General features: G+C 47.1%; 21 protein-coding genes. 3 read left to right on the top strand and 18 right to left on the bottom strand.

Annotated features, from left to right (window positions below; translation table 11 throughout):
• Positions 1–117: 117 nt before the first annotated feature.
• The 7 genes from ARB69_RS08420 to ARB69_RS08450 form a co-directional block, all read right to left on the bottom strand.
• Positions 118–492, bottom strand: a complete 375-nt coding sequence (locus ARB69_RS08420) for a TnpV protein (protein WP_001129922.1) — start codon at positions 490–492, stop codon at positions 118–120.
• 51 nt (positions 493–543) lie between these two features.
• Entirely contained in the window at positions 544–1,356 is an 813-nt protein-coding gene (locus ARB69_RS08425) for an NAD(P)/FAD-dependent oxidoreductase (RefSeq protein ID WP_055152586.1), read from the bottom strand.
• A 34-nt stretch (positions 1,357–1,390) separates the two neighbouring features.
• Complete coding sequence (locus ARB69_RS08430; RefSeq protein ID WP_050640754.1) at positions 1,391–1,729, bottom strand: DUF134 domain-containing protein; 339 nt, start codon at positions 1,727–1,729, stop codon at positions 1,391–1,393.
• Positions 1,730–1,986: 257 nt separating this feature from the next.
• The gene (locus tag ARB69_RS08435) at positions 1,987–3,237 is read right to left on the bottom strand and encodes a uroporphyrinogen decarboxylase family protein (RefSeq protein ID WP_055152588.1); all 1,251 of its coding nucleotides are present in this window, start codon (positions 3,235–3,237) and stop codon (positions 1,987–1,989) included.
• Between the two features lie 74 nt (positions 3,238–3,311).
• Positions 3,312–4,259, bottom strand: coding sequence for an ABC transporter permease (locus ARB69_RS08440; RefSeq protein ID WP_050640756.1), 948 nt, complete (start codon positions 4,257–4,259; stop codon positions 3,312–3,314).
• Between the two features lie 32 nt (positions 4,260–4,291).
• Positions 4,292–5,815: a sugar ABC transporter ATP-binding protein gene (locus ARB69_RS08445; RefSeq protein WP_050640757.1), complete on the bottom strand. Its 1,524-nt coding sequence runs from the start codon at positions 5,813–5,815 to the stop codon at positions 4,292–4,294.
• Positions 5,816–5,938: 123 nt separating this feature from the next.
• Positions 5,939–6,973: a substrate-binding domain-containing protein gene (locus tag ARB69_RS08450; protein WP_070102382.1), complete on the bottom strand. Its 1,035-nt coding sequence runs from the start codon at positions 6,971–6,973 to the stop codon at positions 5,939–5,941.
• A 318-nt stretch (positions 6,974–7,291) separates the two neighbouring features.
• Here ARB69_RS08450 and ARB69_RS08455 point away from each other — a divergent pair, with 318 nt between their 5' ends.
• From ARB69_RS08455 to ARB69_RS08465, 3 genes are read left to right on the top strand one after another with little or no spacing between them, the layout of a single operon-like run.
• Entirely contained in the window at positions 7,292–7,720 is a 429-nt protein-coding gene (locus ARB69_RS08455; protein WP_055152592.1) for a hypothetical protein, read from the top strand.
• 8 nt (positions 7,721–7,728) lie between these two features.
• The gene (locus ARB69_RS08460) at positions 7,729–9,318 is read left to right on the top strand and encodes a response regulator (protein WP_055152594.1); all 1,590 of its coding nucleotides are present in this window, start codon (positions 7,729–7,731) and stop codon (positions 9,316–9,318) included.
• A complete protein-coding gene (locus ARB69_RS08465) occupies positions 9,302–10,807 on the top strand; it encodes a sensor histidine kinase (RefSeq protein ID WP_055152596.1) in 1,506 nt (501 codons plus the stop codon). The genes ARB69_RS08460 and ARB69_RS08465 overlap by 17 nt, the downstream gene beginning before the upstream one ends.
• Positions 10,808–10,925: 118 nt before the next feature.
• Here ARB69_RS08465 and ARB69_RS08470 read toward each other — a convergent pair whose 3' ends face one another.
• The 11 genes from ARB69_RS08470 to ltrA all read right to left on the bottom strand — a co-directional run bounded on the left by ARB69_RS08470 (position 10,926) and on the right by ltrA (position 24,312).
• On the bottom strand, positions 10,926–11,831 hold the full coding sequence (locus ARB69_RS08470) for a phosphate acyltransferase (RefSeq protein WP_050640763.1): 906 nt from the start codon (positions 11,829–11,831) through the stop codon (positions 10,926–10,928).
• Positions 11,832–11,858: 27 nt separating this feature from the next.
• Positions 11,859–13,151, bottom strand: coding sequence for an MFS transporter (locus tag ARB69_RS08475; RefSeq protein ID WP_050640764.1), 1,293 nt, complete (start codon positions 13,149–13,151; stop codon positions 11,859–11,861).
• A gap of 58 nt (positions 13,152–13,209) precedes the next feature.
• Entirely contained in the window at positions 13,210–14,214 is a 1,005-nt protein-coding gene (locus ARB69_RS08480) for an electron transfer flavoprotein subunit alpha/FixB family protein (protein ID WP_055152598.1), read from the bottom strand.
• 13 nt (positions 14,215–14,227) lie between these two features.
• Positions 14,228–15,034, bottom strand: coding sequence for an electron transfer flavoprotein subunit beta/FixA family protein (locus ARB69_RS08485; RefSeq protein WP_055152696.1), 807 nt, complete (start codon positions 15,032–15,034; stop codon positions 14,228–14,230).
• A 34-nt stretch (positions 15,035–15,068) separates the two neighbouring features.
• Complete coding sequence (buk, locus tag ARB69_RS08490) at positions 15,069–16,190, bottom strand: butyrate kinase (protein ID WP_055152600.1); 1,122 nt, start codon at positions 16,188–16,190, stop codon at positions 15,069–15,071.
• Between the two features lie 23 nt (positions 16,191–16,213).
• Complete coding sequence (locus tag ARB69_RS08495; RefSeq protein WP_055152602.1) at positions 16,214–17,632, bottom strand: aldehyde dehydrogenase family protein; 1,419 nt, start codon at positions 17,630–17,632, stop codon at positions 16,214–16,216.
• Between the two features lie 16 nt (positions 17,633–17,648).
• The gene (locus ARB69_RS08500; RefSeq protein WP_055152604.1) at positions 17,649–19,634 is read right to left on the bottom strand and encodes an FAD-dependent oxidoreductase; all 1,986 of its coding nucleotides are present in this window, start codon (positions 19,632–19,634) and stop codon (positions 17,649–17,651) included.
• Between the two features lie 17 nt (positions 19,635–19,651).
• A complete protein-coding gene (locus tag ARB69_RS08505; RefSeq protein ID WP_082202949.1) occupies positions 19,652–20,794 on the bottom strand; it encodes an acyl-CoA dehydrogenase family protein in 1,143 nt (380 codons plus the stop codon).
• A gap of 9 nt (positions 20,795–20,803) precedes the next feature.
• Positions 20,804–21,574 (bottom strand): enoyl-CoA hydratase/isomerase family protein, encoded by a 771-nt coding sequence (locus tag ARB69_RS08510; RefSeq protein ID WP_055152606.1) that lies wholly within the window; start codon positions 21,572–21,574, stop codon positions 20,804–20,806.
• 36 nt (positions 21,575–21,610) lie between these two features.
• Positions 21,611–22,732, bottom strand: coding sequence for an alcohol dehydrogenase catalytic domain-containing protein (locus ARB69_RS08515; protein ID WP_055152608.1), 1,122 nt, complete (start codon positions 22,730–22,732; stop codon positions 21,611–21,613).
• A gap of 287 nt (positions 22,733–23,019) precedes the next feature.
• On the bottom strand, positions 23,020–24,312 hold the full coding sequence (ltrA, locus tag ARB69_RS08520; protein WP_055152610.1) for a group II intron reverse transcriptase/maturase: 1,293 nt from the start codon (positions 24,310–24,312) through the stop codon (positions 23,020–23,022).
• Positions 24,313–24,382: the final 70 nt, after the last annotated feature.

Consider the following 24,382-nt stretch of genomic DNA (forward strand, 5'->3'; position numbering starts at 1 on the left):
TTTATTAACTCCTTGTATAATACTGAATCTAATTATATTCCTTAACCCTTTATTTGTCAAGCTGACAAACTAAAGCAGAAAAAGCGGCAGGATTTCCCCCTGCCACTAATCATCTGTTTATGCAAAAATAATTTCCTTTTCCACAATCTCCCTCGCACAAGCCCTTATGTTATTGAGGCATCCTGTCCATTCTAAGGCGTTTTCTGCCTTTAGCTGTTCCGTTATGCCCTGTGCCTGTTTCATACCCTCTATGAGCCTTTCAAAGCGTTCCTGTGCCTGTCTGTTGATGTCGGCAAGGTAGGCGTTTAGCCTGCCGCTTGTAAGAAGATTGGTGTATGTAACTTTACGGTACTGTTTTAGATAATCTAAATGCCGTTGCCCCCAGATGCCTATTGCCTGTTCTTCTTCGGCGGGTACAGTTAAGCACGGTATCAAATAATCCCCTTGCCTTTCGTATTTGCCGCCCAGTTCCTCAAATAATGATTTTGCCATTGTCTGTTACCTCCACATTCTTTTTTATTTTGAATGTCCGCAAAATCCGTCCTACATCTGTCCGTCTACCAGAATAGTTCCTTTGAACATTTCAATGCCGCTTTCATTTAAAAATGCCGTATTTGGCCGTATACCTGCAGCCATAATCACCATTTCGCAAGGCAGCGTTCCCGCAGTTGTTTTCACAGCAGTTACACTGTCCGTACCCATGATCGCCTCGGCCTTTGTACCCGTTATTACACGTATACCCTCCTTCTGAAGATGCTTTTTCGCATAGGCAGCCATTTCGGGATCCAGAATATTGGGTAGAATCTGGGCAGCAAAATCAATCACTGTGACCTGTATCCCCCTCGCTTTCAGGTTTTCAGCAACCTCCAGGCCTATAAAACCGGCTCCAACTACAACTGCTTTTTTCACTCCGCGGTCTTCTGCATAAGACCTTACTCCAATTGCATCATCAGGTGTTCGCATACGAAATACACCAGCAAGCTGCATCCCTTCTACCCGCGGTACGGACGGAGAAGCGCCTGTAGCAATGATCAGCTTATCATAGGAATACTCTTCTTCTGCCTGGGATTGAAGATTTCTGGCTTTTACGACTTTCTTATCTGAATCCAGGCCCACAGCTTCTATGCCGATCCTAACCTCCACACCGGTAAGCATAGAATACTTCTGTGGTGTATTGACAATTAATGCTTCTCTCTTTTCAATCATTCCACCCACGTAATATGGCAGACCACAGCCTGCATAGGATATATCCTGATCTTTTGTTATAATCATAACTTCAGCACTGCGATCCTGGCGCTTTAATTTTGCTGCAGCCTTCGTACCGGCAGCCACTCCTCCAATAATCAATACTTTCATATTTATTCTCCTTTGGTTTTATAATATATCCATACTATTTTCTATGACAGCAATGCAATTCATTGACACATTCCGGTTTCATAGCACGGCATACGATCACATCGCCGCCTTCGATTCTGATACTTCTGCCATTCACCATGGCATCAGCCATTTTCTGTCTTGCCTCATTATAAATTCTCGTAACGGTAGGACGGGATATATCCATCTTCTTCGCACACTCTGCCTGAGTAAGCTGCACATAATCCAGCAGTCGGATCACCTCGTACTCATCATATCCGATTGTCACCGTCCCATTAGGAGTACTGCCCTCAGGCAAAAATCCCGTAGTCCCCGGAATGGAACAGATGCATCTGCACTTTTGTGGTCTGGCCATATCATCACCTCTTTTCCTTTTTTCAGTATACCTCATTATGAACATATGTCAATAATAAAATCAAAAAATTATATTGAAGTTTAATTTAAATTTAGACAATATCTGTAATATATTCCAGCCATCCTTTACCTAAACAACTACATGCCCCTTACAAACGCTAACCCAGCTGCAGGAAAAAATATTATCAGGAGCCGCCAAACCAGATCCCAAATATCCGGTTCGACGGCTCCTGCCGTTTCGGAGTTCCATCCTGCGACTTACCTGTTAAATTCTTTCACCGCATCAATCATTGCTACTACATTTTCCACAGGAGTCATTGCCTGAATGTTATGTATCGTGTTAAAAACAAACCCGCCGCCTTCTGAAAAAATCCGGCACATTTCCAGTACTTCTTCCCGAACCTGCTCAGCTTTTCCAAAGGCAAATGTTTTCTGCGTATCCACTCCGCCGCCCCAGAATACAATATCTTTTCCGAACTCCTTTTTCAGCTCCCGGGGATCCATATTTTTCGCTGTCCACTGAACCGGATTCAGAATATCAAATCCGCATTCGATCAGCTCTGGGATCAGAGCCTTAATTGACCCACAGGAGTGTTTAAATGTCTTCCACGATGTATTTGCATGGATCCATTTATTAATTTTCTTATAATACGGCATATACAGATTCCGGAAAGTTTCATTCGAGCAAAATGGACACTTTTGGGTTCCAAAATCTGTGCCGCAGGTAAATGCGGCCTGAGGAACATCTCCTACTGTCTCTTTTATTTTTTTTAGATTCTCAAGAGCTATATCCGTCTGTTTTTCAAAAACTGCGTGAAGATAATCCTGGTTTGTCAAAGTGGCAATATACCATTCCTCAATATCCCGGATTCCCTTTGGATGTTTAAGCATACTGCCGGGTACAAATGCCACATCACCGATACCGGTGCCTCCGAACGCAGCTATAACGCCATAACCACTTTTGTCTGCCGATTCGCACTGTGTCCGGATAGATTCCAGATCTTCATCCGATATATAACCGAATTCCTCCAGGTTATCCTCCACATGCAGATTGTCCTCATCATAGTCCTCTCCCCTTAACAGGCAGTCAAAAAAATAGCTGCCCAGAGGCATTTTTGCGGTAGGAGGAAGGCTTCGGTCTCCTGCCACATATAGGAACACATCTCCCCTGGCATCCGTAAACGTTTCAAAGTTATCCGGTACTAAAATATCCTGCCCCCATGGAGTCCGCCACTCCTTACATCCTTCATCCCTGAAACCAAAAATCGTGTTTGGATTCCAAATCTGCGTAGTATCTATTCCCATTACCTGCTTCAGATCCTCATCTACCGTACCCAGCATCTGAAGCGGCTCCATCAGACGCACCGGACGTTTTTCCAAGCCATAATACTCTCTTAGTTTTTCTACAATTGATATATGCACCCCGGTCACCGAGGTTGCGCCGATATCCAATGGTACCGGGCCGCTGCGATGCGCCAGAGCCCTGCTGATTTTTTCCCTGCTATCCATATAAGCTTCTCCTTTCACAGAGGGGTCTGACCCCTTTGCTCACCGTTTTCAGAATATTCTCATTTTTTCTCAGATCACATTTTCTTTCTTTTCTTCCCCAGCTGGTCAATCAAAACTGCCGTAAGCAGCGTTGCACCGGTTACGAAAGTCTGCCAGTAAATATCCACCCCCAACAGTGTAAGGGAATTGGTGATCAGTGCCATCAGAAGTGACCCGAGGAAGGCGCCGAAAACACTTCCTTCACCGCCCTGCAGGCTGGCCCCGCCAATAATAACAGCCGTGATCACGCGAAGTTCCAGGCCCGTGCCCTGCTGTACGGATGCAGTTCCCATACGGGCTGTTGCCACGATTCCTGCAAAACCTGCCAGCAGGCCGACGGTCACATAGTTCAGAATCTTGATCTTGATTACTTTGATTCCGGAAAGTTTTGCGGATTTTTCGTTTCCGCCTATGTAGTAGTTCTGCCGGAAAAACCTGGAATGCCGCATCAGGATGTCGCCTATGATTACGAGTATTATGGCATACCAGATCGGCGCCTGCACACCCAGTACCACCTTCTGCCCTATGGCGTTGAATGCATCCCCCAGCCCGCTTACATTCTGGCCTCTTGTCACGATCAGAGTCAGGCCGCGGAACAGGCTGAGTGACGCCAGTGTTGTTACAAATGCATTGATTTCCAGTTTTGCAATAATAAACCCATTAAACAGTCCTACCAGCCCGCCGATTACTATTCCTACCACAACCGCCACAATTGGCGGCATTCCTGCTTTGAGCACCAGCCCCGCACAGACTCCTGAAAATGCCAGTATGGACCCCACAGACATGTCAAATCCGCCGCTGGCCATAAGATTCGCCATCCCCACTGCAATGATTACCTCAATGGACATGCCCAGAAGCAATGCCACAATATTCTGATATGTCAGGAAAACAGAGGATGCAATCGTCATAATGATGGACAGTCCCAACACAATCAGCACAATTGCCGCCTCCCTCTGTTTTAATAATTTCTTAATCATATTCATATCTGCCTCCGCTCTGCCGCCAAGCGGCACCTTTACTCTGTACTAACACAGTCACCCTTTGCTACGCCGGATGCCAGGGAGATTACTTTCTCTTCTGTTGCTTCCGAAGCCGGGATGATTCCCACATTCCTGCCTTCTCTGATCACCATAATCCGGTCGCTGACCCCCAGAATCTCAGGCAGGTCGGACGAGATCATGATAATACCCACGCCGGTTTCCGCCAGATTTCTCAGAAGATTGTATATTTCACTTTTCGCCCCTACATCCACACCTCTTGTTGGCTCATCAACAATCAGCACCCGCGGGCGGATCCCGAACCAGGCGGCAAGAAGCACCTTCTGTTGATTCCCTCCCGAGAGTTTATTGACCAGCTGCCGGATTCCGGGCGTAGAGATGCGAAAGTCCTTTACCGCATCCTGCACCATCTGGTCAACCTGGTTTTCCCTCAGGAATCCTCTTTTCGAAAAATGGCGCAGCTGGTTAGCAATCAGGTTCTGCCTGATGTCAAATTTTACATACAGCCCCTGCTCTTTCCGGTCCTCGCTCATATAACCGATACCCTGCCGGATCGCATCCTGCGGGCAGCGGATCTGCAGCGGTTTCCCCTCCAGCACTACCCTTCCGGTCTCCAGAGGCTCTGCTCCGAAGATTCCTCTTCCGATTTCTGTCCTGCCGGCTCCTACCAGACCCGATACGCCGAGAATCTCTCCTCTTCTGACCTGAAAAGATATATCTTGGAATGCTTTTCCCCTGGAAATTCCTTCAGCCTCGAAAAGCACCTCCCCTATCTTCTGTTCCGGCCTCCGGCGCCCGTAAATATTTTCAATTTTCCGGCCTACCATGTTAGTTATCAGAAAGTCCTCGCCAATATCTGTGACCCGCGCTTCCGCGATATATGCCCCGTCCCGCAGGATCGTTACACTGTCTGCAATCTCAAAAATCTCCTGCAGGTGATGTGATATATAGATAAAGCTGATTCCCTGTTCTTTCAGGATGCGGATATTCTGGAACAGCTTCTGCTTCTCCACCTCCGTAAGAGAAGATGTGGGCTCATCCAGTACAAGTACTTTCGGCCTAAAAGACATTGCTTTCAGGATTTCCACAACCTGCTGGTTGGCAATCGCCAGTTCCTTTACAGGCGTGGCGGGGTCGATATTTTCAATCTCAAACAGTTTCAGCATTTCCTTCGTTTTATTATACAACTCTTCTCTTTTGATCAGATTTAACTTATTGACCGGCTGGCGGTTGGCAAATATATTTTCTGCCACACTCAGGCACGGAACCAGGCTCAATTCCTGGTGTACGATACTAATTCCCTTCTGCAGTGCATCGTGGGCGGAAGTAAATACCACTTTTTCTCCTTCAATCCAGATCTCCCCCTCGTCCGGCTTATGGATCCCGCCGAGTGTCAGCATCAGGGTACTTTTACCTGCACCGTTTTCTCCCACAAGGGCATGCACTTCTCCCTTTTTCACTTTCAGATCTACCCCGTCCAGGGCGCGGACCCCCGGGAATATCTTGACGATTCCTTTTGCCTCCAGTATGTATTCAGACACAGGCGCCCTCCTTCCTTTTTACGAATTCCTTTTTATGCATTTATTTTAAAATTACTTTTTTGAATCCCTTTATAATTCCTTTAAAATAGTATGGACGGTGTAATCCCGCCCATACCCTTGTCTTTATCTCTTGAAATACTCGTAATTTGATTCATCCACAATGATAGCGCCTGTGTCAATATAACCGGGTACTCCGAGTACGCCTGCCGCTGCATTATCCGATGTGATCTCCACCTTGGAGTTATTCAGATTAATCAGAAGCTGTGTAGCATAATATGGCATTAACGCCGTCTGCTGAGCAACAGATGCGGAAATAATACCATCTTCAATCGCCTCCAGAATCTCATTGGAACGGTCCATTGCGATGATCTTCACATCTCCTGTACGTCCTGCTTCTCTGACTGCAGTGGCCGCTGCCGTGCCGCCGGTCGCATCCACACAGACGATTCCGTTCAGATCCGGATGTTTCTGCAGAACTGCCGCGATATTCTGTGCCGCAATTACGCTGTCCTGTTTGGTATCCACTTCCTCGATAATCTCGATTCCCGTTCCCTCAAATGCCTGCTTATAGCCTGCCACACGTTCTTCCAGGTTCGTCTGGCCCGGATTATACATGATCGCTACTTTTCCGCTGTCGCCCAAAAGCTCTTTCATCTTCTCTCCGCCTGTGATTCCCGCTTCCACATTTCCGGTTCCGACAAATGCAATTCTGCCTGAATCCGGAAGATCGGCATCTACCGTAACAACCGGGATACCTGCGTCCATGGCTTTCTTAATTGTCGGAGTCAGCTGCTCGTTGAAACCTACCACCACGATTCCGTTCGGTTTCTTTGCAATTGCCTGCTCAAATGCTGTAACCATGGCATTCATGTCCAGTTCCGCAGGCCCCACGAATTCTGTGCGCACACCCAGCTCTTCGCCTGCCATCTCCATGCCCATTTTGTGGTCGTAGAAATAAGGGTCTGACCCCAATGCAGATACCTGAATATAAAGCTGATCCGACAGATTGCTCTGTGAATCCCCATCCGTTCCCTGCGCATCACTCTTCGTGTCTTCCGTCTTTGCCGTGCTGTCCGCATCCTTGCTTCCTCCCTGACAGGCAGTAAGACCTATCGCCATCGCCAGAACCAAAACAACCGCAACCATTTTCTTTTTCATAACATAACCTTCCTTTCCTTTTTTCACTTCGTTCATGTTAATTTCATTTTACATAAACATTTCGGTTCTGTAATCAACAATAGCTTACTAAATTAGCATATTTTTATAATATTTCCCCCACAATATTCTACACTTTTTATAAATTGCCTCACTTGGACTTTAAAATAATGCTAATTTCTTACATCTTTCTTGTTTTTGCACTGGTGCAAATGTAATATATACTTATAGTATAGAGGAAACGATATATCTTAACAGGCAGCGCGGTCTGCCTCGACACTCATTTTTATAAAATGTATTTGGGTAAAAGGAGGTTTTTACATGTCCGCAGAGACGATTTCCGTCCGGAATTTTCTGGTTACGGTTTCCCAGGCAGCCTATCTCGAACAGGCTCCTATGACGCTGCATTTTATCAACTGCTTCAGCAGTTACTGGAGGTATATCAGCCGCCCGGATAAGGCGGCGCCTTTAAAACAGGAGCTGGACATGCTGATGCTGATCCGAGAAGTTTTTATCTCGATCCCCTTCTTTCAGATGCTGGATGAGAATCTCCCGGATATTCCGGAAGATCTGCTGATTCCAAGAAACTGCATTCTGGCACAGATCTGGGAAAATCTGGAGCAGCTCTCCAATGCCTCCCAGACCTATACTGCCCTTTATTTTGCCTGGAACAGCCCGCACAGTTCCCTGGAACTCACCGGCATGCTTCCCGGTGGAAGCATTTCTGCCCTGTACGAAATTACGATTTAGGAGGCCCTATGTATTCTGTAATCATAGTAGACGATGAAGCTTTATCCAGGTATGCGCTGCACGTAATGCTCAGCAAAAATATGCCTGATCTGAACGTGGCTGCTGAATGTGAGGACGGAGCCTCTGCGGTTCAGGCCGCCCTGAGATACAAGCCCGATATTGTAATCATTGATATCAAAATGCCCGGCATGAACGGACTCACTGCATCGAAAACAATTCTGGAGAATCTGCCGGGAACCACGATCCTGATCCTTACGGCTTACGACAGCTTTGAATATGCAAGAGAAGCGCTCATAATAGGCGTCAAAGGATATTTGTTAAAGCCGCTGATAGAAAAGGAAGTCACGGAAACACTTCAAAAAATCACAGACAGCCTGTCCCAAAACAGAGCAATAAAAAATAAAGATGTGGAGGAGAAGGAGATTGTCTCTCTGGCAATCCCGGTTATAAAAAGGAATCTGGTAGCCAGTTATATCAATGGCACGGCTGCGCCGGCTCTGCTGGCGGAATACAGTCCTCTGCTGCCCGGGCTGACCGACTCAGGCTTTTTTATGCTGTTCCCACTTACCCAGTCCCCGGACAGCACCCTGCCTTTTTCGCCCCAGCCACCGGCAGATACATACAAACAGATCATCGAAAGCATTTCCCAGATGATAAGCTTTCATAAGAACGTACTGATCGGGGAAGTCTCTTTTCATGTTCTCCCCCTGTTCTTCCACATTTCACCGTCCGATCCGTCCTGGCACGAGACAGCCTGCATGCTGGCGCGCAAGATTATCACTCTTTTAAACCAGCGTTTTAAGTTGAAAAGCGGAGCGGCCTTTGGCGGCGTCTATCATACCTGCCAGTTATTTAAATCATCCTACCAGGAGGCATTGGAGGTGCTCCCTGCGCTTCTGCCCGGCACCGTCATAGAGTACACCCCGGTTTTCAATTCCGCCCATGCCGTCTACCCATACTCTTTGGAAGAACTGTTTATTGACTCCCTTCGCAGCAGGAATACGGAAAGGGCCCATGAGTATGCACAGCAGCTTTTGAACGAGATCTTTACGGCCCGGAATTCTCTGCAGATTTCAAAAGAATATTCCATCCAGTTTTTGTCTGCCCTAAAAAGCCTGCTCCACCAGCTTGGTTTCAGGCAGACCAGCTTTGACCTGTATCCATTCCTATGCCAGATCCAATCCAGTGTCTCTGAACACCAGTTAAAAGAACACGTCAACTATGCACTGAATTCCTTTTTAGAGTTCCTCCAGAATGAATCTCAGGAAAAAAACTATGCACTTATGAAAAAGATCAATTATTATATGGAACGCGAACCGATACAGATGGTATCCCTGGAGGGCCTGTCCAGTTATCTAAATCTGACCCCACAGTACGTAAGCAAAGTATTTAAGGAGGAATACCATCTTAATTTTACAGACTATATCACGCAGAAAAAGATCAGCCTTGCCAAACCACTCCTGGAAAAAGGTACGCTTTCCGTTCAGGATGTCAGTATTCAGGTGGGCTACAGCGACCAAAACTATTTCTGCAGAATATTTAAGAAAATAACAGGGCTTACCCCAAAGGAGTACCAGAAATATGCGAAAACTCTTTAACTCCGCCTCCAGGCTGTCCACAAGGCTCTTACGGTATTTTTTAATCATTATCCTGATCATGTCCGGGATTTCTTTCTATTCCATACAGTCCAGCCGCAGCCTGAACCGGGCAAACAACGAGACGCTGGAGCATATCCAGAGCCTCCAGCTTCTGCTTGTTTCCCTGGAAGAATCCGCTACCACCGCGTCCAATTACTATGCACATCCATCCCCCGACTACCGCAGAAAGTTCCAGGACCAATGTTTAGACGCAATAGCCTGCAGCGCTTCTATGCGGCTTCTTTACCCGGACTCTTACCTCTACCGGGATATTCAGGTCATGACCGAGTCCTATATGGATGCCACAACCAAATTATTTGACAACTATAACCCGGATGCCGCCTCCTACCTGTATACAAGAGAGCGCGTCAGTTTGGACTACATAAGAAATAACATCTACAATTATATTTATAAGGGAATGTCCACGGAACTGGAACTGGCGGATGCGCGGATCCGCCAGAATACAAACGGCCTGAATACCAGCCAGAGCAGTCTCTATATTTTGCTTGTATTCTTCACCATGTTCTGCCTGTTTATCTCCTATCAGATATCCGCATATTTTGCAAAGCCGATTGTGGAGCTGAGCAAAAAATTCCGGCTGGTTGCACAGGGAGACCTGACGGTCAGTTATACGCCTCCCTCCCGGCAGAATGATGAGATTTGCCTGCTCGCCAGCTCTTTCAACAAGATGGTGCTGCAGCTGCAGGAAAACCAAGAGCGCCTGCTGGAAAAACAGCGCGTAGAAGCCCGGCTGCAGAATGAGATGCTGAAAAATATCGAGATGCAGAATTCCCTGAACCGTTCAGAACTGGAGTATCTTCTGATGCAGATCAATCCGCATTTTCTGTATAATACACTGAATACGATTTCCGCCATGGCGATTATTGAGTCTGCCGCCCTCACAAAGGACATGCTGGACTGCCTCTCCGGGCTGCTCCGTAACAGCCTGACCGTTATGTCCGAGACCATCCCTCTCGCAACGGAAATCCAGACACTCACCTATTACCTGCAGATCCAGAAAGTCCGATTCCAGTCCCGGCTTCAATACAGGCTGGATGTTTCCCCTGACTGCCTGAACGAGAATATTCCAGCCATGATTCTGCAGCCGCTTGTGGAAAATGCGATTATCCATGGGCTGGAGGATCGGCCGGAGGAAGGGAATATTCTGATTACTGCAGAGAAGACCGAGGATACTCTTGTACTTTCCGTGGCAGACAACGGGATCGGTATTGCTCCTGAACTGCTGGAAGAACTGCAGACTGATAGACATTCTGCTAGGAAGGAGCAAAAACGCAGTATAGGTATTTACAATGTAAAGAAACGGCTTCATCTGATTTACAGCCTTAACGTCATGGAAATCACGAGTGCCCAGGGGGAGGGCACTTGTATTACGCTGCGGCTGCCGCTTTTGGAGCCGGCCGCAGGCCAGGAAAATCAGGAAAATTATTAAGCCCGCCAAAGGCAGGCTTATAAAATAATTTATCTGGCAGGAGGGATATTGCAATTTCATTTTCAATATCCCTCATTTAACGCTGTATATTACATAATTGAATCAGTGTTCCATTATATCATGCCAGCATGGATGCCATAACGATTGTCTTATACTTCAGTTCCGCGGGGGCACCGCGGCTTACGCATACAATCGGACATTTTGCCCCGGTTATAATACCAAGCGGTTCTGCTCCCAGCATTTCTATAGACTTGCTGTACACATTGCCCGTCACAAGGTTGGGCATAATCAGCACGTCGACATCCCCCGCACAAGGGCTTTCATACTGTTTTGCCCTGGCCACATCCGGCTTCATTGCAAGGTCCAGTGAGATTGGGCCTTCTACGATACAGCCCGTGATTTCTCCCTCCCGGTTCATCCTTTTCAGCTCCACTGCATCCACAGACTCCTGGATTTTGGGTGAAAATGTCTCTGCAGCACAAAGGATTCCGACCTTAATATGATCGCCATATCCCAATCTATGCATGGAATCTACAATTAACCGGATCATTGCCGCTTTCTGTTCTAATGTGGGATAGACAACCAGACCGCCATCTGCAAAAAACAAAAGTTTATGATACCATGGAAGTTCTGTGATAGCGATATCCGTAATCAGTTTTTCATGTGGAAGGCCGTGCTCCTTATTCAAAACAGCACGCATAATCTCTGCCGTATTGATACTCCCTTTCATAAGAAAGTCCGCTTTTCCATCGCGTACCAGTGCAACCGCCTCATCCGCGGCCTCCTCACGGTTCTTTTTATCGATCACCCATTCGTCTTCTATCTCCGTCTTTAAATCATTTGATACTATTTCTAATATTTTGTCTCTGTTTCCAACCAGGAGAGGCTTTACGTACCCCTCCCTGGCTGCCCTGAGCACAGCTTCCAGCGTATGCGGATCTTCCGGAACCGCCACACTCAGCACCTTTCTCTGCTTTCCCGCGGATGCAGCCCGGATGGCTTCCTCAATTGTTTTTAATACCATAGTTCTCTTTCCTTTCCGGCCGTCATATTATAAGCCCCATTTTCTTGCAAGAACAAAGTTGGCAATACCGGCAATGACTGAAATGATAACGATGGACCAGATACCGCCCATAATACTGCCTGCCGTATCAGAAATATATCCCGCTACAATCGGTCCAATAATTCCGCCGATCTTCGTGACAATTAATGTAATCCCCATCAGCACCATTCCAAACTGTGGCGTACACATTTCATTCGGCATAACCCACTGAGGCCCTGCCGCGAAATGCATGATCAGATAAGATGCCAGGCACAGCATGGATAATGTCATGATCGAAGCCCCTGAATTGATTGCCATAGGAAGGATAATCAATGGGATCACGCTCCCAATAAACGCGATACCGCTGATCGCTGCCCTCCGCCCTTTCAGAAACTTATCGGATATCAATCCGCCGACCGGACTGCCAATGATTGCCCCTAAAAACGTCAGCGACTGGATTGCCGCACTTTGCTCCGGAGTAAATCCTTTTTCATTAAAGAGGATCGGCAGGACGAACGCGAGACAATATACATTCCAGCAGTATAAGAAAATTGGCACCATAAATGTCCAGAAGGAACCGCTCCTTATCATTTCTCTTGTATTCTTATAAGGGGTAAATTTTTTATTTTCATAAGTTTTCACCTCCGCTGTCTCGTCAAGCTCCGATCCCTCAATGATCTCGTCTATATTGGTACAGCCGTATTTTTTCTCGATATCCACATATACAAATAAAAACAGGAGGAATCCGGCCAGGTTCATTGCCACCAAAAGTATTCCGAATACCTGGTTCCATTCAAATCCATGCAGGAACATCTGGGTACAGATATTGGTGGATATCAGGTTCCCCATACCATACATACATGCCATAAATCCGGAAGCGAGGGAACGTTCTTTTCTTGGGAACCATACAATAGCCAGTGACATTACACAGCACGACATCAGTCCTGACCCAAATCCCTGGAACAGACGCGTAGCAAACATCAGGCCATAACTGGACGGCTTCAGGAAGAAAAGCAGGCCTGCAGCTACATATACAAGCATACCGCTCATGCAGACTTTCTTTGCTCCGATTTTGCGGACAAGCAAAGCGCCTATCAGTTCAAAGATTCCCATACCAACCGTACAGACTGTCTGCAAATAAGAAAGCCCGGTATCCCCTATACTGAACCATTCTTTCAGCTGTACTCCGGCCTGCTGCACCAGACTTGTCCCGACATAAATCTGACAATATGCAAGTACAACCAGAAGATACGGTATGAAGCGGTATGCCGGCGCTTTTTTTAATTTTATCTGATTTTCCATATTCTCTCTCCTTTTTACCCTTCCTCAAAACAAGGGAATATAATCTCACAAATTCCTTCTACATACGTAATCTCTTTATCTCATCCACCAATACAGGCAGCACCTGGAACAAATCTCCCACCACGCCGTAATCCGCAATATCAAAGATAGGGGCGTCAGCGTTTGTGTTGACTGCCACGATGCAGTCAGCCCCGCTCATACCTGCCGCATGCTGGATGGCCCCGGATATTCCACAGGCAATATAAAGCCTCGGCGCTACCGTCCTTCCGGTCTGCCCCACCTGATGATTATGTGCAATCCAACCGGCATCTACCGCGGCTCTGGAGGCCCCCACTGCCCCGCCCAGAGCATCGGCCGCCGCCCGGATAGTATCAAAGCCTTCCGGCCCTCCAACTCCTCTGCCGCCCGAGACAATAATTTCGGCTCCTTCCAGATCTACATCCTCCGCATTCATGTCCTGAATCATTTCTACAATCCGGGTACGGATATCCTTCTCGTGTATATGGATATCTTCATAAATAATCTCTGCGTGGGATCCCTTCTCTTCCCCTTTTTTGAATACTCCGGGGCGTACCGTTCCAATCTGCGGGCGATGGTCCGGACACTGGATTGTTGCCATAAGGTTTCCCCCAAATGCGGGTCTCGTCCATGCCACATTTCCATTTTCTTCATCAATATCCAGGGCCGTACAATCTGCGGTAAGCCCTGTCTTCAGCCTGCATGCAATACGAGGACCCAGATCCCGCCCGTTATTGGTAGCCCCAATCAGCATGCTCGCCGGCTTATACTTTCCGACCAGCGCATACAAGGCGTCCACATAGGCATCTGTCCGGTATTGCTTGTATTCCGGCCCGTCTACGACAATGATTTTATCCGCTCCCAGCCGGCCGGCCGACTCTGCCGCCGCTGCTGTCTGATAACCAATAACTAACGCGGCAAGCTGACCTCCCTGCTTATCTGCCAGGCCACGTCCCGGATTCAGGAGTTCCAGGCCGACCTTGACCGCACTGCCGTCCTCCTTTGTCTCAATAAAGACCCATAAGTCATTTGTATTTGTATCCAAAACCACTCCTCCTTTAGACTACTTTTGCCTCATCCAGAAGCGCTGCTAATTCTTTGCCGGCTTGTACCGCATTCTTTCCGGTAATTTTAATCCCTCCCACTTTCTTTTGCGGAACGAACGTCTTTTTTACCTTTGTCGGCGAACCTTTTAATCCTATCATGGCATCCTCGATGTCTGTCGTATCTGCATACGTAATGACATGGATCTCAGCTTTTCTGGATGCAAGAAGACTTTTGATTGTCGCAAGCCTTGGCTCCCATGATGCTTTCGTAAAGGTAACGACAGCCGGGAGGTCTGCTTCGATAATCTGAAAACCTTCCTCCACTTCCTTTTTGATGCGGATACATGCCCCCTCCCTTTTCGCTTCCAGTCCGTATGTAATCTGGGGATATCCAAGATGTTCTGCAAGCTCCGGCCCCACCTGGGCGGTATCTCCGTCAATTGCCTGTTTTCCGCAGAATATGAGATCTATATTTCCTTCCCGTTTTTGGACCTCTTTAAGGCCCTGTGACAGTATATAGCTCGTAGCCAGTGTATCCGATCCCCCAAACGCTCTGTCCGACATCAGATAAGCCGCATCAGCCCCCATAGACAGGCATTCTCTGAGAACCGCCTCTGCTGCTTCTGGACCCATGGACATTACTATGATCTTAGTTCCTTTTGGATCCGCATCTTTCAGCCTGGCCGCCGCTTCCATAGCGTATGCATCAAAAGGATTCAGAATACTGGGTACTCCCGCACGAATCAATGTATTCCGTACCGGATCAATCTTAATTTCAGTTGTGTCCGGTACCTGCTTCACACAAACAAGTATATTCATGATATTTCTTTTTCCTTTCTCTTCCTTTGCCTTCCTATATAATTGCCTGCATATTCCTGCTCTCACCCTCATAAACGGCCGGCTGTTCCTCTCCGTTGAGAACACGCAGAGCCCCCAATGCCAGGGCTTCATTCTCAAACCCGCCGGGATAAGTACAAAGAGGAGCTAATTTTCCAACTCTCTGCCGTATTAGTTCGACCAAAGCGGTACTGTGGGACATTCCCGCCGTCAGAACAATTGCATCTGCCTCTCCGCATAATGCGGCATAGCAGGCTCCGATTTCCCTGGAAATCTGATATGCCAGCGCCTTGAATACCAATTCCGCTTCGGTGTCTCCTTCTTCAATCCGCTTTTCGATTTCCCGCAAATCTTCCGTTCCAAGATATGCTTTAAGCCCGGCTTCCCCTTTTAATAGTTTAAATACCTGTCTTTCCGTATACTTTCCGCTGTAACAGAGGTGTACCAGCTGGCCTGTTGGGAGTGTCCCAGCACGGTTTGGTGAGAATGCGCCGTCGCCATCACCGCTGGAATCATTGACGTCGATGATCCGTCCATGTTCATGCGCCCCTACGGAAACGCCGCCTCCCATATGCACCACAATCAGGTTCACGTCTTCGTACCTGCTGCCCAGGTCTTTAGCAGCCCTTCTGGCTACTGCCCTGTGGTTCAGCGCATGGAACGACGCCCTCTTATAAAACAGTGGATTCCCGGTAATCCGCGCCTCCGGAAGAAACTGGTTTACAGTAGAAGGATCCGTTGTCAGCAGAGGTATTTCTTTCTTTATCCCTTCCTGCAGGCGCATTGCTATTTCATAAGTCAGATAGGTTGCGTGCGTTGCAGATTTGTCCGGATGGTACATGGATTTCAAATGTTCTTCCAGAGCACCTTCCACCACAAAGGTGCCGCCCTCTCCCCCATAAAACATTCCGCCAAAACGGGGTGCAATTGCATCAAAATCAGCGACCTCCATATGGATGGAATTCAGCCACTCCAAAACTTTCTTTGTTTTTAGCTCCACTTCCTGTTCAGAAGTCAGGCTGAGGTCGATTTCTTCTTGTGTATAATCCATCGAATAGTCTTCCACACAGATTTCGTCTTCCCAGACCGATAATTTTGCAGACGTACCGCCGAAATTTAAAGTCAGAATTCTATACATTTTTTCTGTCTCCTTTCCTGGGATTATATTTCTTTCCAGATCTCCGCTTCTGTAGGAGACTCTTTGCCGGGAACCGTATAGAAAAGTCTGGTATAGTTCAGAAGGTGCTCAAAAGTCAGATTTTCTCCCAGCACGTTCTGCTGCCAGTAACCGCAGCCAAGACCGGTTGTTGCAATGATTCCATTGGTATAATACGGTTCACCGCCGATAATGCCATTGTTATTGTTTACGATCAGGCGGCAGACCGGAAGTTCCAGACCGGCATAGCGCTGGTGTTCCTTATTCAAAGTATAGATATCACTGGAATGTCCGGCCCCTTCGTTCAAAAGATTAGCCTTTGCAATTGCAACACCCTCCGCCCAATCTCCGGAATAAGTAATATAATTAGTCACCGGACACATCTTTTCCTTACAGAGAAGTTCATCCTTTCCATATTTATGGATCTCTACAAAGAAGGACTTTACTTCAGCAGGTACATCCAGGCCGATTGCCTTTCCTATTGTCTGTACAGACTGTCCGACATAGTCCGGATTAGCACGATAAGAGCCCCCTTTCTCCTCGAATAGCAGGTTCCTAAGTTTTGCCACGGTTTCCTCCTCTTTGATTACCATAGCCCCATGCTTCACAAACGCCGCAACGATTGCTTCCGCGTCCTCCTCCGGCATGATCACCGTCTGTTCTCCGGTACATGGAATTCCACTATCCCAGATGCGGTTTTCGATAGCACCTTCCGCCAGCGAGTCAAAGTAGTCCTGCATCCCTTTATCAATCACAACCTGACAGTTTCCCTGTCCAACGCCGAGCGATGGCTTTCCGCTGCTGTTTGCAGCCTTTACCATGCCTGGACCGCCCGTAGCGATTACAACGTCACAGGCTGCCATTGCCGCTGCCGTCATCTCTATGGACGGCTCCTCAATCACCTGTACCAAATCTGCCGGTGCGCCTGCTTTTACGATGGCTTCCCGCATTAGCTGTCCACAGTGATTCGATACATTTTTTGCTCTTGGATGGGGACAGATAATGATGGCGTTCCCGCTTTTCAACGCATACATCGCATTACCTCCAAAACAAGTGGTCGGATTTGTTACAGGCTGTACTGCTGCGATAACACCTATGGGCTTCGCAATTTTGAGGATACAATCCACATCCAGCTTACCTTGCTCCCAGCCAACGACGCCGGTTGAGATCTTATCTTTTGTATAGCACCATTGTGTCGTCATCGCGGCACGCTGTTTCAGTATCTTTCCTTCCACGGTTCCCATGCCTGTCTCTTCCACTGCTTCTTTTGCAAAAATTTCTGCATTGTCATACACACAACGTGCCGCTGCTCTTGCAGTCCGGTTCAGCCCTTCCTGGTCAAACGAAGCATACACTGCCTGTGCCTCTCTTGCCTTTTTTACCAATTGGTCTATATATTCCTCTGTTGCTGCTGATATTTCCATATTCACTGCTCCTTTCTTAAATCATCCGTGCGATGTCATATGCACTATGTACGCATGTATAGACGTTTCCTGCCTTCTGCGCATCTCCGGCCGTATAGTACTCGATGCCGGATCCTTTGAATTCTTCTTTCATATCCAGATTTGCCCTTGTCCCCAAAGAAAGTATCACGGTATCCGCCGCAACCTCTTGTGATGCTTTACCATCCGCCGATGTGATGACAGCCCCCCGATCGTTTACTTCGCTGATCAGCCAGCCGCATTTTACATCAACATGATGATGGTCCAGGAGATCCGGAATCATCTGTCGTACACTTGGAGATATCATCGGCGTTGCCTTCAGCACTTCGGGCAATGCTTCCACCAGAGTGACCGAAGCCCCCTGCGCCGCAAAGTCAATCGCACATTCACAGCCGACCAGTCCGCCTCCGACACAGACCACTTTCTCCCCGATCCTAAGATGGTTCGCAAGTACATCCACCGCTGTTTTACATTTTTTGTGATCCGCTCCCGGAATATCCGGGACAACCGCATGAGCTCCTACCGCGTTGATGACAACATCTGGATTCAGTCTTTTGATTGCATCTGCATCCATCTCCCGATGATAGATCACCGGTATCTTAAGTTCTTCAATCTCCTGTATGTACCATTTGACTAACTGCCGTATTTCTTCTTTGAATACATGTGCTCCGGCCGGAAGCAGTAGTCCTCCCAGACAGCCGCTTTTCTCGTAGATTGTGACATCGTGCCCCCGCATCTTTGCAATTCTGGCTGCCTCCATTCCGGCAATCCCTCCGCCGATCACCGCAACCTTTTTCTTCACAAGCGCAGGTACCGTCTGATAATAACTCTCTTTCTGCAGTTGTGGATTTACGGCGCAGGCCACATGTTCACAACCGTCAAAGATCTTATAGCAGCAGGTCGTGCATCCGATACAAGGACGAATCTTATCCGGACGTCCCATTTCTACTTTATGCGCATAATATGGGTCCGCCAAGGACGGCCGTCCAAGGACGATTCCATCGATTTCTCCTTTTTCAATAGCTTCTTCCCCCATCCGCGGGTCATTCATACGGGATCCGCACAGGATTGGAATTCCTACAGCCTTCTTTACCTCTTTTGCAAGCGGAATCACATGGCCTTTCGGCATATACATGGGCGGAGCCGCATGGTAAAACGTGTCGTAGATCCCCACATCCACATTCAGCATGTCATACCCTGATTGCTCAAGGATCTTTGCAATTCTGACCGCTTCTTCCAATGTTCTCCCTTTTTCATCCTCACCGGTAAAGTTCCGCTTGTTCAGTCCGGAAATATAGCTCTTTAATCCCAGGCGCATGGTGACAATAAAATCATCTCCGCAAGTCTGCTTAATGCCCTGTACAATTTCTGATGCTGCTCGCATCTGGTTCTCCAATGAACCGCCATACTCATCCTCCCGATGATTGGTAATTGCCATCGCAAACTGATCCAGCAGATAGCCCCAGTGCATAGCATGAACCTCCACTCCGGTAAAGCCGGAACGCTTCATAAGTTCGGATGCCTGTATTACCGAATCAATTTTCTTTTTGATCTGTTCCTTTGTCAGCACAAGACTTTTGATTTCCGGAGAGCCATATACCTCCACAGCGGAAGGTGCATAAAGCCCTGCATAATTTCTTCCCAGTCCCATAGTTACCTGCTGGATGATCTTAGCCCCATAGAAATCAGCCCTTTCATTCATGCGGGCTGCCATCTTGGCAAAGTCATCCGGATGATTCATAAAATTAAAGCTTTGGTCCGTAGGATCCACTTCCCTGTCCGGATACAACGCGCCGGCGAATATGATTCCGAAGCCGCCGCGCGCCCTTTCTGTAAAATATTCCAGCGCAGTCTCCGTATACTCCCCGTGCGCCCCCTGGAGATCGCCATATCCGCCGCCCATTGGCGCTACACACATTCTGTTTTTGAATATTGTTCTGCGAACTTTCAAAGGGGATAACAAATGTTGAAATTGATTGCCCATAACTTCACCTTCTTCCTTTATCTGACACCCATCTTCTTGGAAATGATCATTTTATGTACTTCCGATGTTCCGTCAAAAATTGTAAAGATCCTGAGATCCCGGTAGATCCTCTCGATCGGATACCCTGCGCAGTAACCATATCCGCCAAATACCTGCAGACATTTGTCCGCAACCTGGTTCGCCGTCTCCGTCGCATAATACTTTGCCATAGAAGCCATATACGTCTCATGCTTTCCCGCATCCAGTGCGGCCGCACACCGATATGTAAGCAGTCTTGCTGCATCCAGTTTAGTCTGGCACTCAGCAAGGACAAACTGGGTATTCTGGAACTGTGAAATCGGTCTGCCAAACTGTACCCTCTGTTTTGCATATTCTACAGCCACGTCAATGGCTTCCTGTGCCAGACCGAGCGCACCGGCCGCCACACCGAGACGGGCCCCCATCAGACTATCCTTTGCATTGAGGAAACCTTCTCCTACTTTTCCAATCTGATTTTCCACGGGTACTCTGCAATCGGTATAGAATACATTGTTCAGTCCCACGCCGTGGATCCCCATTTTTCTCTCTGTTGCCCCAATGCTAAGTCCTTTAGCATCTTTATCTACAATAAGGCAGACCGTCCCCTCTTCCGTTTTTGCAAACGTAATAATATAATCTGCGCGGTCGGCATTTGTAATAAAGGTCTTCTGTCCGTTTATGATCCAGCATTCGCCCTCCAACGCTGCCACGGTCTGCATGCCCCGCGCATCGGAACCCACATTCGGCTCTGTCAGGGCAAATGCGCCCTTCAATCTTCCCTCCGCAGTACCCGGCAAATATTTCTGCTTCTGTTCCGGTGTCCCGCTGTCTATAATCGCCCCATTAAACGCCCCGTTCTGACCGGCTACGGGGGAGTACATAACTCCTGCGCCCTTTGAGACCTCCTCAATTGCAACTGCAAGTGCAAGATATCCCAGATGATTCCCGCCAAATTCCTCCGGTATCGTAAACCCGAACAATCCCAGTCTCCCCATCTTCCTCCAAAGCTCTTCAGGGATGTATAAATTCTCCTGGTCAAACTGTTCTGCCAACGGACGAATCTCCCTGTCTGTAAAATCCCGGATCAGATTTCTGACAGCCTTCAAATCTTCGTCCAGCTCAAATCCATTAAATCCCATCATTTCTCCTTTCTACTCAAAGTGTGGTTCCCGTTTTTCCAGAAACGCACGCATTCCTTCCCTCTGATCTTTACTTCCATAGTTCATCCCGATCATAAATGTCATCAGCTCACATGCCTTTTCTGCATCCATCTCATAACTGAGTGTCATAAGTCTTTTGCCATCCGCGATTGCATTCCGGCTGTTTTTACAAATGCGTTTTGCCAACTCCCTGCAGAATTCCATCAGTTTATCCGATGGCACGATATGTTCCACCATTCCAAGCTCCATTGCCCGGGCGGCCGGAACCTTTTCTGCCGTCGCAAGAAGCTCCTTTGCCCTACCAAGCCCTACTAGCTTGGGCAGGCGCATAGTACCGCCCGACCCAGGAAAGGAACCGATAGCGGTTTCCGTAAGCCCAAGCTTTGCGGTGTCTGCCGCCACCCGGACATCGCAGGCCAGCGCCAGCTCAAGCCCGCCGCCAAGTGCGTAGCCGTTCACTGCTGCAATCGTAAAGGGCCTGGCTAATTCTATTTTTCGGAAAAGGCGGGTTGTAGTCTTGCTGAACCGCATTGCCTCCTGAGGTGACGCCTCTTTCATGCATGATATATCTGCTCCTGCCGCAAAGCTCCTTCCCTCGCCTGTTATAATAATAACCTTGCAGGATTCATCTTCATTCAGCCTGTCGATCATACCCTCCAGTTCATCAAGCATCGGGATTGTTAAGGCATTTAGTACTTTCGGCCTGTTAAAAGTGATTGTAGCGATGCGTTGTTCTTGTTTATATGATATTTCTTCCGACATATCGTTTTCCTTTCCTAAGCAGCACAGTCTTTTGACTTAATCCATGTCCCAGAGCAGCACGGGCTTAATGGTTACACCCGTATGGGCATCTTCCATAGCCTGTTCCAGTTCAGTGAAATGATAGAATTTAATCAGTTTGTCAAACGGGAACATTCCTCTTTTGTAAAGCTCTGCCATAATCGGAATAATGGTGTCCCCTTCCACATTTCCCATACGGATAAACTGAACATTCTTACAGTCCTGGCACTCTGTCGTAAAGTATTCGAAGTTCAGTTCATTGATGAATGCCACGGATGCACAACGGCCTCCCATCTTCAATGCCTTCATTCCACCTTTATAACAGATTCCCTGTCCGGTACATTCGGCCATCCCCTGGGCGCCGCCGCCCGTGATGTCGTTCAGGGCCTCTCCCATTTCATCTGCTGTCATCCCTTTGCTGTTCAAAGCAGCATCTGCACCGAGCTCCATGGCAATATCCAGCCTGTTCTGCAGAATATCTACCATCACGACCTTGGCTCCCATTGCTTTTGCCGTCCACAGAGCGCCAAACCCAACCGCGCCTGTTCCCGTGATGATCACCCAGTCATTCAGTTTTGGCTTCACAACATTGTAGATTGAACCGGCTCCGGTGCGGAACCCGCATCCTAGAGGTCCGGCAATCCTCAGGTCAAAATCATCCGGGAGTTTTGTACAGTTGTTTATATGAATGGTACTGTACTCAGCCAGAGCGGATTGATTAAAGAAGGTATATACAGGTTTTCCGTTTCTGCTCAGAGGCCCCGGCGTTCCGTAATAGTCCACACCCCGGATCTCCAGATCATCCACATGTTCGCACGCCCACTGCTGGCCGCTGGAGCAGGCTGCACAGGTACCGCACCATGGCGTAGACATGGCCACCTTATCCCCTACCTTAAACTTGGTAACGCCAGGTCCTACCTGAACGACTTTCCCTGCACCTTCATGACCCAGAACAATCGGGAATGGGAGGCCCAGCCCCCACAGATTAACCTGTTCCGCACGCTCCGTATGGCACAAGCCGCAGCTTACAATTTTTACCTGGATTTCATTCGCTCTTGGATCTGCAATCTCCACATCATCTTCCCAATGGAAATCCTGGTGGAACCCGTCTAATATCGCTGCTTTCATTTTTTTTGACATAAGAATATCCTCCTTTGGTTTTCGTTTTTTTCTTATATATGTATCTTAAACTACGTCCGAAGGCCTTACAATTTACGATACTTTTTACTTGTCGAGATGTAGATTCCTGCATTTAACTGTCCATATATTGACATTTTTTAATTATGTAAATTGAAAAGCAGAAATTTCCTCCCTCTGTCAGGAATATTTCTCGGCAATAGAGTAGAGAGATGACTGCAGAAGTTATCTCCCTCTCATTGAACCGCACGTACGGGTCTCGTATACGGCTCTACAACTTATATTCCAACCTATCTTAGATAATAATTTAAAGGATTGAGCAAACCAGCTCCGTCCTTTATTTTTGTTTCAAGCACCATTGGACTGATTATAAAATTAACTACATTCATTCCACTTTGTCTGTACCACCCAAGTCTTGAATTTGCTACTTTAAAGATTGATTCATGGTCAAAACCACATTTATATTTTCTATTCATGTAACATAGATTTTTATAAATGGTCTTTGGGATTTTCCATTGTTTTATAACGATTATCCTTATTTTATGCCTTAACCATTGTCCAAACTCTTCCATAAACTGTTTCATCATTCCGATTCTAAAGTAGTTAATCCATCCTTTCACAATCTCATTCACCCGTTTAATTGTTACTGCAAGTGGTCGGGCAATTGCTTTATTTCTTTTGAGGTATTCACTTAATTTCTGTTTTAACTTCTTTTTCTTTTCTGTGGTTGGTTTTACTTTCCATTCACCACCATTTTTCAGAAATGTGAATCCAAGATATTTGCTTCGTGTCGGTCTGACTACTTTTGTTTTTGTAGCATTTACTTTGAGGAACAGTTTTCTTTCTATCCAATCTGTAATAGACTTCATCACTCTGTTTGCTGCCATCTCGCTTTTGGTAAAAATCATTGTATCATCGGCATACCTTGTAAAACGAAGTCCTCTCTGTTCCAACTCTTTATCTAACTTATCAAGATACACATTAGATAGCACAACAGACAACGGGCCGCCTTGCGGTACCCCTGTCATAGTTGCTTGTTCCAGTCCGTTTTCCATCACTCCCGCTTTCAAGTATTTCCGAATTAGGTTTAATGTGGTACTGTCATTTACTTGTTCTCTAAGAATCTGAATTAACTTATCATGATTTACTTTATCAAAGAATTGCTCTATATCAATATCTATTACCCATTCATATCCCTCGTTCAGATACTCCAATGCTTGTTGTATGGCATCATGACAACTTCTTTGTGGTCTGAAGCCATAGCTAAAGTCACTGAATATTTCCTCATATATTTCTATAATGGGGTGAGCAATAGCTTGTTGTATCACTCTGTCCAAGACCGTTGGTATTCCTAGTGGTCTTTGCTTTCCATTATCTTTTGGAATATAAACTCTACGTACTGACTTTGGCATATAGGTTCGGTTTCTGATTGATTGGACTATTTCATCTTTGTTTCCCTTGATATATGTACCTAGTTCTTCGACTTCCATTCCGTCAACTCCACCTGCACCTTTATTCGCCACTACTTTCTTATAGGCTCTGTTTAGATTTTCCTTTGATGTAATCACATCTATTAATTCCATTGTCGTTACTCCTCTGATTATCACTAAATTTATGCACATCACCCCTCTCGATATAGACAGTATTTCTCGG

It is taken from the genome of Faecalicatena contorta, assembly GCF_001404335.1.
GTDB lineage: Bacteria > Bacillota > Clostridia > Lachnospirales > Lachnospiraceae > Faecalicatena > Faecalicatena contortus_B.

Coding starts and splice junctions, on each gene's coding strand:
- buk (WP_055152600.1), bottom strand. CDS start 16,190: ATGTATAGAATTCTGACTTTAAATTTCGGCGGTACGTCTGCAAAATTA.
- ARB69_RS08510 (WP_055152606.1), bottom strand. CDS start 21,574: ATGTCGGAAGAAATATCATATAAACAAGAACAACGCATCGCTACAATC.
- ARB69_RS08425 (WP_055152586.1), bottom strand. CDS start 1,356: ATGAAAGTATTGATTATTGGAGGAGTGGCTGCCGGTACGAAGGCTGCA.
- ARB69_RS08420 (WP_001129922.1), bottom strand. CDS start 492: ATGGCAAAATCATTATTTGAGGAACTGGGCGGCAAATACGAAAGGCAA.
- ARB69_RS08515 (WP_055152608.1), bottom strand. CDS start 22,732: ATGTCAAAAAAAATGAAAGCAGCGATATTAGACGGGTTCCACCAGGAT.
- ltrA (WP_055152610.1), bottom strand. CDS start 24,312: ATGGAATTAATAGATGTGATTACATCAAAGGAAAATCTAAACAGAGCC.
- ARB69_RS08465 (WP_055152596.1), top strand. CDS start 9,302: ATGCGAAAACTCTTTAACTCCGCCTCCAGGCTGTCCACAAGGCTCTTA.
- ARB69_RS08470 (WP_050640763.1), bottom strand. CDS start 11,831: ATGGTATTAAAAACAATTGAGGAAGCCATCCGGGCTGCATCCGCGGGA.
- ARB69_RS08435 (WP_055152588.1), bottom strand. CDS start 3,237: ATGGATAGCAGGGAAAAAATCAGCAGGGCTCTGGCGCATCGCAGCGGC.
- ARB69_RS08495 (WP_055152602.1), bottom strand. CDS start 17,632: ATGGAAATATCAGCAGCAACAGAGGAATATATAGACCAATTGGTAAAA.
- ARB69_RS08505 (WP_082202949.1), bottom strand. CDS start 20,794: ATGATGGGATTTAATGGATTTGAGCTGGACGAAGATTTGAAGGCTGTC.
- ARB69_RS08460 (WP_055152594.1), top strand. CDS start 7,729: ATGTATTCTGTAATCATAGTAGACGATGAAGCTTTATCCAGGTATGCG.
- ARB69_RS08450 (WP_070102382.1), bottom strand. CDS start 6,973: ATGAAAAAGAAAATGGTTGCGGTTGTTTTGGTTCTGGCGATGGCGATA.
- ARB69_RS08475 (WP_050640764.1), bottom strand. CDS start 13,151: ATGGAAAATCAGATAAAATTAAAAAAAGCGCCGGCATACCGCTTCATA.
- ARB69_RS08440 (WP_050640756.1), bottom strand. CDS start 4,259: ATGAATATGATTAAGAAATTATTAAAACAGAGGGAGGCGGCAATTGTG.
- ARB69_RS08430 (WP_050640754.1), bottom strand. CDS start 1,729: ATGGCCAGACCACAAAAGTGCAGATGCATCTGTTCCATTCCGGGGACT.
- ARB69_RS08500 (WP_055152604.1), bottom strand. CDS start 19,634: ATGGGCAATCAATTTCAACATTTGTTATCCCCTTTGAAAGTTCGCAGA.
- ARB69_RS08455 (WP_055152592.1), top strand. CDS start 7,292: ATGTCCGCAGAGACGATTTCCGTCCGGAATTTTCTGGTTACGGTTTCC.
- ARB69_RS08485 (WP_055152696.1), bottom strand. CDS start 15,034: ATGAATATACTTGTTTGTGTGAAGCAGGTACCGGACACAACTGAAATT.